The organism is Thermosyntropha sp. (assembly GCF_017656155.1).
In the GTDB taxonomy this organism is placed as follows: domain Bacteria; phylum Bacillota; class Syntrophomonadia; order Syntrophomonadales; family Syntrophomonadaceae; genus Thermosyntropha.
Genome location: NZ_JACDOH010000015.1, coordinates 1 through 14464, shown reverse-complemented (window position 1 = coordinate 14464; position 14464 = coordinate 1). Strand labels below are relative to the sequence as shown.

The window sequence follows — 14464 nt, the reverse complement described above, 5'->3', positions numbered from 1 at the left end:
CGATGGTAGGAATAGATATAAGCACTATAAAACCGGAAGAAAGGATGCAGGATCGTGGCTGGTAAAAAAATTGGGGTTTTAGCCCTGCAAGGAGCATTTATTGAACATCAGGATTCTTTAAAGAAATGTGGAGTTGAAAGTTTTCAGATAAGAACTAAAGACGATTTAGATAAAATAGACGGACTTATAATTCCCGGCGGAGAAAGCACTACTATAGGAAGACTCATGGTTAAATATGGGATTGACAGAAAAATAATTGAAAAGGCTGAAGAGGGTATGCCGATATGGGGAACATGTGCGGGCATGATACTTCTGGCTAAAGAGCTGGATAAAGATGAACCGTGGCTTAGGCTGATGGATATAAAGGTAAAGAGAAATGCCTACGGCAGGCAGGTAGATAGCTTTGAAACAGAACTCGATATAAAAGGATTAGGTAAAACAAGGGGAGTTTTTATCAGGGCACCATATGTAGAAAAGGTATGGGGCGAAGCTGAAGTATTATGTGAACACGATGATAAGATAGTAATGGTAAAAGAAAGAAATATTTTAGCTACCTCTTTTCATCCTGAACTTACAGATGATTTAGCATTGCATAAATTTTTTGTAGAATTATGTTAATAAAATCTTGCTAAAAAAAAGGAGCTGTAATATAATTACACTAAATTATATAGTTAAATGCTGTGAACGGGAATAGTAGAATTGATGAGCCGGTCAAGAGAGCTGGTGGGAGGTGTAAACCAGTCCGGCGTCAATTTGAATCCACCCGGGAGCAGGCTGTTAAAAGCAGTTCCGGTAATTCCGTTATAATTTATGAGGTGGGCACTTTTAATAGTGTCAACTAGGGTGGCAACGCGGGAAATAGTCTCTCGTCCCTTTATGGGATTGAGAGGCTTTTTTATATATAAAAATTATAGAAAAAAACATTTTTTTATATTCGTTTTATTTTGAGGAGGAGGTAAGTTTTGATGACTGGAGAACAGTTCTTAATGCTTCCCGGGCCTACGCCTTTGCCCAACCGAATTATTCGGGCGATGTCAAGGCCGCTAATAAACCACCGCGGTCCTGAATTTAAAAAGATTCTGCTGGAGGTAACAGAAGGGGTAAAAGAAATATGCCAGACCAAACATCATGTTTTAATATATCCTTCTTCTGGTACCGGCGGCTTGGAAGCGGCAGTAGTAAATTTTATTTCCCCGGGAGATAAGGTTCTGGCTGTTTCTATCGGAGTTTTTGGTGATAGATTTGCTTCTATTGCTAAAAAGTTTGGAGCAGAAGTTGAAAAAATGGACTTTACCTGGGGAGAAGCAGCCGATCCTGAGATTATTGGGGAAAGGCTTAAAAAAGATATAAATAGAGAAATAAAGGCGGTTTTGATAACTCATAATGAAACTTCCACGGGGGTTTTTAATGATTTAAAGGCTATAAAAGAAGCAGCCGGAAACCATCCAGCTTTGTTCCTGGTAGATGCAGTAAGCGGACTGGCTGCAGTTGATCTCAAAATGGATGAATGGGGAATAGATGTTGTAGTCAGCGGATCCCAGAAGGCTTTTATGGTTCCGCCAGGTTTGTGTTTTTTAGCTTTCAATGATCGAGCCTATGAAGCTTATAAGAAGTCAAAGTCTCCTAAATTTTACTGGGATATAGATTTAGGTTTGGAATATCTTGCAAAAGGTCAGAACCCGGTTACACCGCCTATATCTATTTATTACGGAATGCAGGAAGCTCTTAAAATGATGAAGGAAGAAGGACTTGAAAATATCTTAAAAAGGCATAAAAATTACCGTGATATGGTGCGTGAAAGTATAAAATCCGTAGGGCTTAAACTTTTAGCCAATGACGAAAATGCTTCTACGGCTGGGACTTCTGTTATAGCCCCGGAAGGCATTGGGGCTAATAAAATACGCCAGTATATGCTGGAAAAATTTAATATTGTGCTGGCAGGAGGACAGCAGAGCCTTAATGATGTTATATTCCGCATAGGTCATTTAGGATATGTGAGGGAATTGGATTTACTGGCTGTTATAGCAGCTTTAGAAATAACTTTAAAAGAGCTTGGCTTTGCATTTGACATGGGGGCAGGAGTTAGAAAGGCTCAAGAGTTTTTGCTTAACAATTATAAGGGATAAATTGAAAGAAAGGGGAGTTGAAGGTGGAGAGGAAAAAAGTGATTATTACGGAAAGAATAGCTGAAGAAGGAATTCAGATTTTAAGGGAAGAACTGGAGGTAGACTATCGGGATGGCATTTCCCGGGAAGAGCTTTTAAAGATAATTGATCAGTATGATGCCCTTATTGTCCGCAGTGTTACCAAAGTGAACGAAGAACTGATAAAACATGCCAAAAAACTTAAAGTAGTTGGAAGAGCCGGCAATGGAGTAGACAATATTGATGTAGATGTATGCACCCGCTATGGAATAATAGTGGCTAATACTCCTGACAGTAATACTATTTCAGCAGCTGAACAGACTATAAGCCTTATGCTTTCTGCAGCCCGCAAAACAGCTTGGGCCAACAGCTATTTAAAGAGCGGAGTATGGGATCGCAAACCGTTTAGAGGGGTTGAACTTTATGGAAAAACGGTTGGGATAGTCGGCTTAGGACGCATAGGATCAATGGTAGCTACCCGCCTCAAGGCTTTTAATATGAGAGTAATAGCTTATGATCCTTATATATCTGATGAGAGATTTGAAAGATTTGGGGCTGAAAAGAAAAGGACTTTAGAAGAACTTGTAAGAGAAGCAGATATTATCACTGTCCATACCCCGCGCAATGAAGAGACTATGCATATGATTGATGAAAAGATATTGAGTCTGGCTAAAGATGGAGTAGGTATAGTAAACTGCGCCAGGGGAGGAATAATAAAAGAAAAAGCTATTTTAGAAGGATTGGAAAGCGGTAAAATAGCTTTTGCAGGCTTGGATGTATTTGAGAAAGAGCCGACTACTGATAATCCTTTATTTAAGTTTAATAATGTAGTTGTAACTCCTCATTTGGGGGCTGATACTTATGAAGCCCAAAAAAGGGTAGGGGAAGATATTGCCCGGCAGGTTATAAAGGCATTAAAAGGTGACATAGTGCCTAATGTAGTAAACCTTCCAACCATGTTAAGGGAAGAGCTGGAATACCTGAAGCCTTATATAACTTTGGCGGAAAAAATGGGCAAGATATATTATCAACTGGAAAGAAATCCTATAAGCAGGATAGATATAACTTACAGCGGACCTATAACCAGGAATGAAACAGAAATACTGACTATTGCCTTATTGAAAGGCCTACTCTCACCTATTATGGAAGAAAAGGTAAACTACGTTAATGCGCGCCTTTTAGCAGAAGATCGCGGAATTAAGATATATGAAAGAAAGGAAGAGCAGAGCAGCAAGCGATATAAAAATCTTATAAATGTTAAAATATTTACCGACCGCTGTGCATTAGATATAACCGGGACTATATCCAGGGCTAAAAATCCTCTTTTAGTGGAAATAAATGGTTATGAAACAGAAACTGATTTAAGAGGTAATGTTTTAATGGTAGAAAATGAAGATCGTCCGCGGGTAATAGGTCCTTTTGCCACTATATTAGGGGATTATGGAATAAATATAGCTTCTATGAAAGTTGCCCGTAAAAGCCGGGGCGAAAAAGCTATAATGCTGGTAAATGTTGATAGCGAGGTAAGTGAAGAAGTATTGGATGTCCTGGCAAAATCGGATGGAATAACAAGCAGGCCGAGGCTGCTTCACTTTTAATCCCTTTTTGAGCCGCAGAGGGCAAGCAGTAATAACAGTAAAGGGGGTCTTCATATGTTAGACGCTAAAATGATCAGAGCTAATCCGGAGAAGGTAGAAAAGGGATTGGAAAAAAGAAATATTAAAGGGGCTTTAAAAGAATTTTTAGAATTAGATGAAGAAAGAAGAAAGATTTTAATTAAGGTTGAGGAATTAAAGAATTTCCGAAATTCAGCTTCTAAAGAAGTGGGAAAAATGAAAAAAGAAGGCAAAGATCCGCAGGAATTAATGGAAAAAGTGCGGCAAGTAGGAGATGAAATAAAAGAGCTGGATGATAAGCTGGCCTCTATCGAAGAGGAAATTGAAAAAATCCTTTTAGGTTTGCCTAACCTTCCTCATGAATCAGTGCCGATAGGCGAAGATGAGACTTCCAATGTAGAAGTAAGGCGCTGGGGTGAACCAAGAAAATTTGATTTTGAACCTAAAGCCCACTGGGATTTAGGAGTAGAGCTTGATATCCTTGACTTTGAAAGGGCAGCCAAACTTTCAGGAGCCAGATTTACAGTATACAAGGGAATGGGAGCCCGATTGGAAAGGGCAATAATAAACTTTTTCCTCGATGTTCATACCCGTGAACATGGCTATACCGAGATACTGCCGCCCTTTATGGTAAATGCGCATTGTATGACAGGAACTGGACAGCTTCCCAAGTTTGCAGAAGATATGTTTAAAGTGGAAGGAAGGGAGATGTATTTAGTTCCAACAGCTGAAGTTCCCCTTACCAATCTTCATCGGGAAGAGATTTTAGATGCCAAAGATTTACCTATTTATTTTACTGCTTATACTCCGTGTTTCCGGGCTGAAGCAGGTTCGCACGGAAGGGATACTAGAGGGGTAATAAGGCAGCACCAGTTTAATAAGGTTGAGTTGGTAAAAATAGCAGAACCCGACAAATCATATGATGAACTTGAAAAAATGACCAGGGATGCAGAAAGGGTTTTGCAGCTTTTAGGGCTTCCATATAGGGTAGTTCTTCTATGTACAGGAGATATGGGATTTTCGGCAGCCAAAACTTATGATATAGAAGTTTGGCTTCCCAGCTATAATGAATACAAAGAAATATCTTCCTGCTCCAACTGTGAAGATTTTCAGGCTAGAAGGGCCAATATAAGATATCGTCCTTCACCTAAGGATAAACCGCGTTATGTCCATACTTTAAACGGATCGGGGGTAGCAGTAGGAAGAACCTTAGCTGCTATACTGGAAAACTACCAGCAGGAAGATGGATCAGTTTTGGTGCCGGAAGTTTTGGTTCCATATATGGGAGGAATAAAAGTTATCAAAAGGGAAGAAATGTAAAAAAGCATCAGTTGACAATAAAATATGTCTGTGTTATACTATCCCTTGCATTGGAAAAAATATTGCATGGAGGGGTGTCCGAGTGGTTGAAGGAGGCGGTCTTGAAAACCGTTGAACCTTTACGGGTTCCGTGGGTTCGAATCCCACCTCCTCCGCCAGTTAGCACCGCTTTATGCAAATGATATACGGAGAGATGGCCGAGTAGGCTGAAGGCGCTCGCCTGCTAAGCGAGTAGATGGGCTAAAACCTGTCTCGCGGGTTCGAATCCCGCTCTCTCCGCCATTTAGATAAATAAAATTACGCGCGCCCGTAGCTCAGCTGGATAGAGTAACAGACTACGAATCTGGAGGTCCGGGGTTCGAGTCCCTGCGGGCGCGCCATATTTATAAGATGAAAAGTAGATAATTTAAATAAATTAATTTAGCGCCCGTAGCTCAGGAGGATAGAGCAGCGGTTTCCTAAACCGCGTGCCAGGGGTTCGAGTCCTCTCGGGCGCACCATGATGGCGGTGAATCCCTATAAATCGGGATATTTTATATATGCGCCTGGCTTTGGCCCTTGCTAGAAAAGCTTATTATCTGGGAGAAGTGCCGATTGGTGCAGTAGCTGTTTGGGAAGACGAAGTAATAGCCTGGGCGCATAATGAAAAAGAACTTCAAAATGATGCAACCTGCCATGCCGAGCTGTTAGCTCTTAAAAGGGCAGCAGCTTATTTAGGGCGTTGGCGTCTTACCGATGTAACTTTATATTGCACTTTAGAACCATGTCCTATGTGTGCCGGTGCAATGGTAAATGCCAGATTAGGCAGGCTAGTTTTTGGCACCAGAGATCCGAAAGCAGGAGCAGCTGGTTCGGTGCTTGAAATTGTCAGATATCCTTTATTAAATCATCAGGTGGAGACCTGTGAGGGTGTTCTTAAAGAAGAATGTGCTGAGATTTTAAGTTCATTCTTTAGAGATTTGAGGAGAGATGGCCGAGTTGGTCTAAGGCGCTCGACTCGAAATCGAGTAGACGGGTAAAACCGTCTCGTGAGTTCGAATCTCACTCTCTCCGCCATGGAAATAACAAGTTCATATAAAATAAATATATACGGAGAGGTGGCTGAGTCTGGCTGAAGGCGCTCGATTGGAAATCGAGTACACGGGCTAAAACCTGTGTCGCGGGTTCGAATCCCGCCCTCTCCGCCAGTTAGAATATAAAGCACGGGTTTTTTCCCGTGTTTTGTTTTTAAAGAAACAGATGGTATGAAAAACTATGATACATGTAAATCGCGAAGATAAGTAAAAAATATTTGTGTAAAAAACGGATTTGTTTTAAAATTATTGATATTCCCCGCATTTTAGTGAAATATAATAATAAAATTGACATAGGAGTTTGACATTATGGAACTTTTAAAAAAGAAGATTTTGGAAGAAGGCGAAGTTATAGGTGATGATATACTTAAGGTTGATTCTTTTTTAAACCATCAGCTGGATATAAAATTTTTAAACGAAGTAGGGAAGGAATTTTGGCTTAAATTTAGAAACGATAAGGTTACCAAAATTTTGACCATTGAATCATCAGGTATTGCTATTGCTGTTATGGCAGCCCAGTATTTTGATGTTCCGGTTGTATTTGCTAAAAAAAATATCTCACGAAATTTAGAAACAGAAATATATACAAGTGAGGTTTTTTCTTTTACTAAAGGTACAACTTACCAGATTAAAGTAGCTAAGAAATATATTACAGCTGAAGATCGCATTTTGATCATAGATGATTTTTTGGCTAATGGACGGGCTGTATTGGGACTTAAAGACATAATTGAACAGGCGGGAGCAAACCTTATAGGAGCAGGGATAGTTATAGAAAAAGGTTTTCAGCAGGGAGGAAAGAATCTTAGGGAAGCAGGGGTAAATGTTTATTCTCTGGCTATTATTGAATCTATGAAGGGTGGAAAAATTGTTTTCCGAGAAAACTAAGCATTTTATGGGAAAAGAGAGAATCTTATTGCAATTGAAAAATAAAAAGGGTAAAATAAACAGGCAAATAATAATTTAAGAAATGAAATTTGCCGTGCTAGACGGGGAATTAGCGGTGCCCTGTAACCTGCAACCCGCTACAGCAGGGTCGAATTCCTGAGCTGAGGGTTTATCCTGTGAGGTCTGGCTCAGATAAGTGGCGTTGATATCTGGGTCCTGCGCAATAAGACACCTTGAACCGTGTCAGGTCCGGGAGGAAGCAGCACTAAGAGGTTTATCTTATGTGCCGCGGGGCAGCCTGGATGGAGCTAACTGTCTGAGTAACGCTCAGGGGATATTCTCGAAGCCAGGTGCACGGCATTAAAATATAATGCAGACAATAAAATAAATAAAATATGTTAAGATTTATAATAGCAGGTGTAATACCTGCTATTTTACATATCAGGAAAGATTTCTTTTTTCCTTGAAGGGGGGAATTTTATGGCTTATTTAGCTTTATATCGAGCATGGCGGCCTCAGAGATTTGAAGAAATTGTAGGGCAGGAGAAAGCTGTAAAATCTCTTAAAAATGCGATTAAGGAAAATCGTTTGTCCCATGCTTATCTTTTTGCCGGTCCAAGGGGAACAGGTAAGACCAGCATAGCTAAAATAATTGCTAAGGCTGTGAATTGTGAGAATCCTCAGGATGGAGAACCCTGTAATGCCTGTTCTTCCTGTATAGATATTAATAACGGCAATTTTATGGATGTAGTAGAGATTGATGCTGCATCTAACCGGGGTATAGATGAAATCAGGGATTTGCGGGAAAAGGTCAGGATTTTGCCGGCTCAGGGTAAGCGTAAGGTTTATATCATAGATGAAGTCCATATGCTTACAACTGAAGCGTTTAATGCGCTTTTAAAAACTTTAGAAGAACCCCCTGATTATGTGATGTTTATTTTGGCTACCACCGAATCTCATAAAATACCAGCAACTATAAAATCCAGGTGTCAGATTTATCAGTTTCGCCGTTTGACAACAGATGAGATTGTGGAGAGATTAAGAAAGGTAGCAGAATCTGATAATATAGAATTTGAAGAAGAAGCGCTTTTAATTATCGCCCGGCGTGCTAATGGCGGTATGCGGGATGCTTTAAGCGTAATGGATCAGATCAACGCTTATAAAGATGGCAGGGTTACTAAAAGCGATGTTTTAGATGTTTTAGGTATAGTAGATGACCTTTTTTTAATAAATCTCATGGAATCAGTTATAAACCGGGATACTGCAGCGGTTGTAAAAATGATTTCAACTGCTTTAAATGAGGGAAAAGAAGCGCAGCAGTTGGCAAGAGAGATGGTATTTTATCTGCGTGATCTTTTAATTTATCAGGGTTTAGGCGAAAAGGCAGATTTTTACGTTATAGACCGGGAAAACATGCATTTTTTAGATAAACAAAAAGCTAGGGCAAACCAGGCTTTTTTGCTTAAATCTTTGAGAATTATGATAAATACTATGGAAAAACTGAGATTTAGCGAGGGCGGAAAATTTTTATTGGAAATGTCTTTTTTAGAAATGATAGAAATAATATCGGAGATGGAAAATGCGACTTCAGCTTCTCAAAAGGTGGAAGTCAAACCGCAGCCGGCAGTTAAAGAGGTTAAAAAGGTGAATAAAGGAACCAGAGATAACAGTGAAGAAAAAGTTTTATGGCAGAAGATATTGGCTGGAGTTAAAGAAAAAAAGATTCCTACCCATGCCCTTTTATCTCAGGGAAAACTTATTGGAATAAAAGATGATGTTATTTACATTGGTTTTAAGAAAGGATATAAATTTCACAAAGAGAGGATGGAAGAGAAAGGGAATCGCGAAATATTAGAAGAAGTATTGGAAAAAATATTTGGCAAACCTTTAGAAATTCAGTTTATTTTTATTGATGATGAACAATATAATGATATTATGGTTAAAAAAGCAATTGAATATTTTGGGGAAGATATAGTTCAGATTAAAGATTAAGGAGGAAGATAAAATGGTTTTTAATCCTGGAGGAGCTTCACTTAACAAAATGATGAAACAGGCCAGAAAGGTGCAGGAGCAGATAGCAAAACTGCAGGAAGAATTGAAGGAAAGAGTGGTAGAAGCATCTGCCGGCGGAGGAGCAGTTAAGGTTAAGGTAAATGGAAAACAGGAGTTGGTGGAAATTAAGATTAAGCCGGAAGCAGTAGATCCGGATGATGTAGAAATGCTGGAAGATTTAATTATGGCTGCAGTCAATGAAGGATTAAAAGCAGCACAGGAAATGGTTTCAGAAGAAATGGCTAAAATAACTGGTGGTTTAAATATACCAGGACTTTAAAAAAGAGACTGGCGCTGGCATATTACTGTCAGCGTTATATTTTGTTCCGGGAGGAAGTTGAATAAGATGAAGTTTGCCAAACCTCTGGAATTTTTAATTGATGAACTGCAAAAACTGCCTACTATTGGGCCAAAAACAGCCCAAAGGCTGGCTTTATATCTTTTAAAATCTCCAGAAGAAGAAGTAAATAAGCTGGTTAAAGCTATTGTTGATGCTAAGACCAGGGTTTCCCCCTGTTCTGTTTGCGGTTGTCTCAGTGATATAGATCCATGTATGATATGTCGTGATGAAAAAAGGGATAAGGGCATCTTATGTGTAGCAGAAGAAACCAGCGATATAATTGCTATTGAAAAAACTGGTTTTAAAGGACAGTATTATGTTATCAATAAAGATTTTAATTTGATGGACAACAATGATCTAACCCAGCTTGATTTAAAACCTTTTGAGGAGAGGCTTAAATCGGGAGAGGTAAAGGAAGTTATTTTAGCATTAAATCCTGATCTTGATGGAGAAATTTTAGGTCGATTTTTAGCCGGAGTAGCTGAAAAGTACGGGGTTAAAGTTACTAAACTGGCGTATGGCTTGCCGGTTGGAGGCTATATTGAATTTGCTGATGAGATAACTTTGAGAAAAGCTATTGAGGGACGCCAGGAAGTTTGACATATAAAAATTTTTCCCGGCATATGATGAGATAGAATATATTTTACTCTTTATGTCGGGAGGATTATTATATGTCCTGTCGTTTTTCTTTATTGAACTTTATATGCCGATTTTTTTGGCTTAAAAAAGATGATAAGGTTTCCCTCCCTTCTGACCAGGAGATTCTTGATGAAGCCAGAAATGAGATAGTTTATGCATATAATATTTTATCAAATATAGATGATCCGGACATGCTGGATTGGGCTATATTTAATCTGCGAGCAGCCGAAGAAAAATATAATTTTATTTTGCGAAGGATCAAGCGGAATACATATGAGTCTTAGGGGGGTGTGGTGTGGAAACAGTAAATATAATAATGGCAGCCCTTTTTCTTTTGGTGATTTTATATATAATTGCCCAGGTTATAATAAAGCCGTTTAAACTTTTATGGAAATTGATTATTAATTCAATCCTGGGGTTGTTTTTGCTTTTGGTTACCAACTACATAGGAGCATTTTTTTCCTTTAAAATCGCAATAAATGTTTTAACTGTTCTGATAGCAGGTTTTTTAGGAATTCCCGGAGTTTTGCTCCTTATATGTTTTCAAATTTTATTAAAATGAAATTATAAAATGAACTACTGTCTCTAAACAAAAGAAATAGAGGCAGTTTTTTTGGTCATCTGACAATATTAAGGCAAAGTTAACACAATGTAAAAAATATGCGCTATATTTGTATAAAGCTTGATAAATATTGACGCATAATTCACAATTAATTTATACTAAAACAAATTATTCATATATTAAGTAAATAATCAGTTATGTTGGAGGTGCTAAAATTTACTGCGGAAGATAGAGCCAGGATAGTAGAAGCGTTTATAGGGGAGTATGCGAGCGGAAAAAGTGAAATAGCTATAAATAGAGCAGTAGAGATTAAAAGAAAGGGAAGAACAGTTACCATAGTTGATTTAGATACAGTTGAACCTTTTTATACCTTGAGACCTCTAAAAAATAGACTTCAGGAACTGGGGCTCAATGTAATAAGCTATTCGAAAAGTGATACCTTTGGATTAGGTGAAACCGGGGCTATGTTAAACCCCCAGGCTAAATGGGCTTTAATGAATGAGGGCGATATTATTTTAGATGTAGGTTATGGAGTATATGGTGCCCAAACTTTGAATTTGGTGGAAGGAGCCTATGAATCTCCGTATCTACGGATAATAGCTGTGGTAAACTATACCAGGCCTATGACCAATTCTCTTTCCAGAATAAAAGAATATATCAAGGAGTTGGGGAGGGTAGACGCAATAGTTGCCAATACTCATTTAGGAGATGATACTACTCCTGATCTTATAAGAAAAGGAAATAAGGTAATAATAAAAGCAGCAATTGAATTGGGACTGCCAGTTGATTATATGGCAGTAGATAAAAAATTTTTTGAAATAGAAGATTTCAGTGATTTAGGGGTAAAAGTAAAATTTATAGAAAGATATATGCCAGCTGCAATGTGGTAATAGACACCTTGATTTGATAATTTTTTAGGAGGTGCATTTTATAAATGCAAAAGGTGGTAGAAAACACCAAGAAGGCTTTTCTTACCGGGAATGAAGCAGCTGCCTGGGCAGCTTTAGCGGCAGGAGCAGAGATTATGTTTGGCTATCCTATAACTCCGCAAAATGAGATTATGCATTACTGGACTAGATTGGCTCCAAAATATGGGAGAAACTTTTTACAGACTGAAGATGAGATTTCTGCGGGTTTTACTGTTTGTGGAGCGGTACAGGCTGGAAAGAAGGCTTTTACCGCTACAGCAGGTCCGGGAAATACCTTGATGCAGGAGCCTTTCAGTATGGCAGAAGCTATGAGGCTTCCTCTAGTAGCCATTATCCAGCAGCGGGGTGGCCCTTCTTCTGGCACGGTTATTTATTCCCAGCAGGAAGTAACCCTTACTACTTTTGGAGGTAATGGTGAAGGGCATCGTATAGTTTATTCTACTTCATCACATCAGGAAATTTATGACTATATAATCAAGGCTTTTAATACTGCCTGGAAATATAGATTCCCTACTTTTGTATTAGGTGATGGATATCAGGCTAAAATGAGAGAGCCTTTAGAAATGTATGACCCGGAAGAACGGGGAATAGAACTGGTTAAAACTTTTCCGCTGGTTGGTTTAGAAGGGAAAATAGGAGAGGAAAGAGAACCCCAGCACTTATGCAATATATACAGCATGGAAGAGGAACTTTATGAGGTAGTAATGAAGTTTGCAGCTGAATATGAGGCTATTTCTCCGGAAGTAGTTGAATATGAAGAAAAAGAATGTGAAGATGCTGAAATTTTGATACTTGCACATGGCGTAGTGTCTAGAGCAGCAGATGATGCTGTGAAAGCCTTAAGGGCGCAAGGTATAAAGGCAGGGTATTTTCGGCCTATAACCTTAAGGCCTTTCCCTGGAAAACAGCTTAGAGAAGCTATCGCCAAAAGCGGTGCCAAAAAGATGCTTATTGCTGAGTCTGCTTATGGACAGTTTGACCGTCTGGTAAAACAGGAGATTTATGGCGAAACAATTCAGATTAACAACTTGTTTATGCCAGGGGTAGGAATTATAGATACTGACATTATAAGTAAAGTAAAGAGCATAATTGATTAAGGAGGTAATAAAATGGCTTTACCGGCAACCCCTAAATCTTGGTATTTACCGACTAAGCCGCATAAGTTCTGTCCTGGATGCGGGCATGGAATTGTGCTTAAGGCTTTAGGCGAAGCTATAGATGAACTGGAAATTCAAGACAAAATAGTTTTCGGGTGTGATATAGGCTGTTCACTCCTTTCCTGGAATTTCTTTGCATGTGACAGCACCCAGACCCATCATGGAAGAACTACTCCGGTTATGGTAGGGATAAAAAGGGCACGTCCAGAACTTATAGCCGTCGGTTATATGGGAGATGGAGGGGGATATTCTATCGGATCCCAGCACCTTTTGAATGCGGCTGTACGCAATGAAAAAATCACCGTTATACTGGTTAATAATACCAATTATGGTATGACCGGTGGGCAGATGGCTCCTACCACCCTGCCGGGTCAGAAGACGGAGACTACTCCTTATGGAAGAGATCCGGAAATTACCGGATATCCGACTAAAGGACCGGAATTTGTGGCGGCACTTACTTCAGATACCGCATATGTTGCCCGGGGGACAGTTTCTAAATATAAACAGCTCAAGCGTTATATCAAAAATGCTCTGCGCAACCAGATGGAGGGAAATGGTTTTTCTTTTGTGGAGGTTCTGTCTACCTGTCCTACCAACTGGAGGACTAATGCTCAGCAGACCTGGAGTTTTTTAGAAGATGAAATGGAAAAATATTTTCCGGTAGGCGAATTTAAGAATCCCTTTGGAAAGGGGGAAAAATAATGGCATTGATAAAACTTGCATTAGCAGGCGAAGGTGGGCAAGGAGTTCAATCTATTGCTGAAATATTAGCGGAAGCTGCCTATGAAGAGAATAAACAGGCCATATATATTCCTAATTTTGGAGTGGAGCAGCGGGGAGGAGTATCTATTGCTTTCCTGCAGGTAAGTGATCAAAGGATTGGAGCACCTAAGTTCAACAAAGCAGATGTGGTTATTGCCCTCAGCAAGCGGGCAGTTTCGCGTACTGTTCGCTATTCTGACAGCAATACAATTTATGTGTATGACAGCAGCATCAGTGTTGATGAAGAAGAAATGCCGAAAGAAGCAAAAAAAATAATCGGGCTTCCGGCAATAGATACTGCTAACGAAAAACTGCATCCTCGCGTATTTAACATGATAATAATGGGAGCAGTTATAGGTTTTACCAATATAGTAAGCTTTGGCTCGGCTAAATTTGCTTTAGAAAAGAAGTTAGGGGCAAAGTTTGAAAGAGATCCTAAATTAAGAGAACTCAATTATCAGGCTCTGGAAATAGGAAGACAGATGGCAGAAGAAGCCCTGAAGGAAGGGGTGGCAAACTAATGGACAAAAAAATAGAAGGAATAAAATTTACTTTGGCCAAAGCTAATTTTTATATCTTCCCGGAATACTGCAAGGGGTGCGGTTTATGTAAAGAAAAATGTCCAAACGATGTCCTTGTATGGTCGGAGAAATTAGGAGTATATGGAACTCCTACTGTAAAACCGAAAGATGAGGACAGCTGTATAGCCTGCAGCATTTGTGAAATGGTTTGCCCGGATTGTGCAATATATATTGAAAAAATAAAAAAAGCAAAGGCAGCCAATGAATAAAGTAAAGATAAACGAATAAAATTATAAAAGGGGCTTAAAGCCTCTTTTATAATTTGCATAGAACTACCAATATAATTGGGTTTTTCAAAAGTGCAAAAAAAATTCTGATAAAAATCCTTGACACTGCCGAATGTGCATGATATTATAATTCTTGCGCGGCGCGGGGAGCGGCGCGCGGGATCTTGATAAAACAGA

The 14464-nt window shown here is 39.2% G+C and carries 15 protein-coding genes, 6 tRNA genes, 1 other RNA gene, 1 pseudogene and 1 other annotated feature; all 23 genes and pseudogenes read left to right on the top strand.

Features of this window, described 5'->3' with window-relative positions; genetic code table 11:
* Positions 1–51 precede the first annotated feature (51 nt).
* The 23 genes and pseudogenes from pdxT to H0Z36_RS10510 all read left to right on the top strand — a co-directional run bounded on the left by pdxT (position 52) and on the right by H0Z36_RS10510 (position 14269).
* Positions 52–618, top strand: coding sequence for a pyridoxal 5'-phosphate synthase glutaminase subunit PdxT (gene pdxT, locus H0Z36_RS10620; protein WP_296866208.1), 567 nt, complete (start codon positions 52–54; stop codon positions 616–618).
* 53 nt (positions 619–671) lie between these two features.
* Positions 672–877: a binding site (T-box leader), on the top strand.
* A gap of 88 nt (positions 878–965) precedes the next feature.
* Entirely contained in the window at positions 966–2126 is a 1161-nt protein-coding gene (locus H0Z36_RS10615) for an alanine--glyoxylate aminotransferase family protein (RefSeq protein ID WP_296866206.1), read from the top strand.
* 23 nt (positions 2127–2149) lie between these two features.
* Positions 2150–3742, top strand: a complete 1593-nt coding sequence (gene serA, locus H0Z36_RS10610) for a phosphoglycerate dehydrogenase (protein ID WP_296866204.1) — start codon at positions 2150–2152, stop codon at positions 3740–3742.
* Between the two features lie 54 nt (positions 3743–3796).
* Positions 3797–5080 carry a serine--tRNA ligase gene (serS, locus tag H0Z36_RS10605; RefSeq protein WP_296866202.1) on the top strand — a complete coding sequence of 428 codons (1284 nt, stop codon included), beginning with the start codon at positions 3797–3799 and terminating at the stop codon, positions 5078–5080.
* 68 nt (positions 5081–5148) lie between these two features.
* Positions 5149–5238, top strand: a tRNA-Ser gene (locus H0Z36_RS10600).
* A gap of 29 nt (positions 5239–5267) precedes the next feature.
* Positions 5268–5362, top strand: a tRNA-Ser gene (locus H0Z36_RS10595).
* A 21-nt stretch (positions 5363–5383) separates the two neighbouring features.
* Positions 5384–5460 (top strand) — tRNA-Arg (locus H0Z36_RS10590).
* A 43-nt stretch (positions 5461–5503) separates the two neighbouring features.
* Positions 5504–5580, top strand: a tRNA-Arg gene (locus tag H0Z36_RS10585).
* A gap of 39 nt (positions 5581–5619) precedes the next feature.
* Positions 5620–6009: pseudogene (gene tadA / locus H0Z36_RS10580) on the top strand (tRNA adenosine(34) deaminase TadA); the annotation flags it as partial.
* 34 nt (positions 6010–6043) lie between these two features.
* A tRNA-Ser gene (locus tag H0Z36_RS10575) sits at positions 6044–6136 on the top strand.
* Between the two features lie 35 nt (positions 6137–6171).
* Positions 6172–6267: transfer RNA gene (locus tag H0Z36_RS10570), tRNA-Ser, on the top strand.
* 195 nt (positions 6268–6462) lie between these two features.
* Positions 6463–7038: a xanthine phosphoribosyltransferase gene (locus H0Z36_RS10565; RefSeq protein ID WP_296866200.1), complete on the top strand. Its 576-nt coding sequence runs from the start codon at positions 6463–6465 to the stop codon at positions 7036–7038.
* A 92-nt stretch (positions 7039–7130) separates the two neighbouring features.
* An RNA gene (ffs, locus tag H0Z36_RS10560) (signal recognition particle sRNA large type) lies at positions 7131–7396 on the top strand.
* Positions 7397–7518: 122 nt separating this feature from the next.
* Positions 7519–9030, top strand: coding sequence for a DNA polymerase III subunit gamma/tau (gene dnaX, locus H0Z36_RS10555; RefSeq protein WP_296866198.1), 1512 nt, complete (start codon positions 7519–7521; stop codon positions 9028–9030).
* A 13-nt stretch (positions 9031–9043) separates the two neighbouring features.
* Entirely contained in the window at positions 9044–9370 is a 327-nt protein-coding gene (locus H0Z36_RS10550) for a YbaB/EbfC family nucleoid-associated protein (protein ID WP_296866196.1), read from the top strand.
* Between the two features lie 66 nt (positions 9371–9436).
* Positions 9437–10030: a recombination mediator RecR gene (gene recR, locus H0Z36_RS10545; RefSeq protein WP_296866195.1), complete on the top strand. Its 594-nt coding sequence runs from the start codon at positions 9437–9439 to the stop codon at positions 10028–10030.
* 71 nt (positions 10031–10101) lie between these two features.
* Complete coding sequence (locus H0Z36_RS10540; protein ID WP_296866193.1) at positions 10102–10353, top strand: DUF2508 family protein; 252 nt, start codon at positions 10102–10104, stop codon at positions 10351–10353.
* 11 nt (positions 10354–10364) lie between these two features.
* Complete coding sequence (locus H0Z36_RS10535; RefSeq protein ID WP_296866191.1) at positions 10365–10631, top strand: pro-sigmaK processing inhibitor BofA family protein; 267 nt, start codon at positions 10365–10367, stop codon at positions 10629–10631.
* Between the two features lie 197 nt (positions 10632–10828).
* On the top strand, positions 10829–11521 hold the full coding sequence (locus tag H0Z36_RS10530) for a hypothetical protein (protein ID WP_296866190.1): 693 nt from the start codon (positions 10829–10831) through the stop codon (positions 11519–11521).
* A 44-nt stretch (positions 11522–11565) separates the two neighbouring features.
* Positions 11566–12657, top strand: a complete 1092-nt coding sequence (locus H0Z36_RS10525; protein WP_296866188.1) for a ferredoxin oxidoreductase — start codon at positions 11566–11568, stop codon at positions 12655–12657.
* A 12-nt stretch (positions 12658–12669) separates the two neighbouring features.
* The gene (locus H0Z36_RS10520; protein WP_296866186.1) at positions 12670–13419 is read left to right on the top strand and encodes a thiamine pyrophosphate-dependent enzyme; all 750 of its coding nucleotides are present in this window, start codon (positions 12670–12672) and stop codon (positions 13417–13419) included.
* The gene (locus tag H0Z36_RS10515; RefSeq protein ID WP_296866207.1) at positions 13416–14000 is read left to right on the top strand and encodes a 2-oxoacid:acceptor oxidoreductase family protein; all 585 of its coding nucleotides are present in this window, start codon (positions 13416–13418) and stop codon (positions 13998–14000) included. Before H0Z36_RS10520 ends, H0Z36_RS10515 begins: the two co-directional genes overlap by 4 nt.
* A complete protein-coding gene (locus tag H0Z36_RS10510; protein WP_296866184.1) occupies positions 14000–14269 on the top strand; it encodes a ferredoxin family protein in 270 nt (89 codons plus the stop codon). Before H0Z36_RS10515 ends, H0Z36_RS10510 begins: the two co-directional genes overlap by 1 nt.
* Positions 14270–14464 lie beyond the last annotated feature (195 nt).

Excerpts from the sequence above, each read along its gene's own strand:
- H0Z36_RS10525 (WP_296866188.1), top strand. The coding sequence starts at position 11,566 with ATGCAAAAGGTGGTAGAAAACACCAAGAAGGCTTTTCTTACCGGGAAT.
- recR (WP_296866195.1), top strand. The coding sequence starts at position 9,437 with ATGAAGTTTGCCAAACCTCTGGAATTTTTAATTGATGAACTGCAAAAA.
- H0Z36_RS10510 (WP_296866184.1), top strand. The coding sequence starts at position 14,000 with ATGGACAAAAAAATAGAAGGAATAAAATTTACTTTGGCCAAAGCTAAT.
- dnaX (WP_296866198.1), top strand. The coding sequence starts at position 7,519 with ATGGCTTATTTAGCTTTATATCGAGCATGGCGGCCTCAGAGATTTGAA.
- H0Z36_RS10520 (WP_296866186.1), top strand. The coding sequence starts at position 12,670 with ATGGCTTTACCGGCAACCCCTAAATCTTGGTATTTACCGACTAAGCCG.
- H0Z36_RS10615 (WP_296866206.1), top strand. The coding sequence starts at position 966 with ATGACTGGAGAACAGTTCTTAATGCTTCCCGGGCCTACGCCTTTGCCC.
- H0Z36_RS10540 (WP_296866193.1), top strand. The coding sequence starts at position 10,102 with ATGTCCTGTCGTTTTTCTTTATTGAACTTTATATGCCGATTTTTTTGG.
- H0Z36_RS10565 (WP_296866200.1), top strand. The coding sequence starts at position 6,463 with ATGGAACTTTTAAAAAAGAAGATTTTGGAAGAAGGCGAAGTTATAGGT.
- H0Z36_RS10550 (WP_296866196.1), top strand. The coding sequence starts at position 9,044 with ATGGTTTTTAATCCTGGAGGAGCTTCACTTAACAAAATGATGAAACAG.
- serS (WP_296866202.1), top strand. The coding sequence starts at position 3,797 with ATGTTAGACGCTAAAATGATCAGAGCTAATCCGGAGAAGGTAGAAAAG.
- H0Z36_RS10530 (WP_296866190.1), top strand. The coding sequence starts at position 10,829 with ATGTTGGAGGTGCTAAAATTTACTGCGGAAGATAGAGCCAGGATAGTA.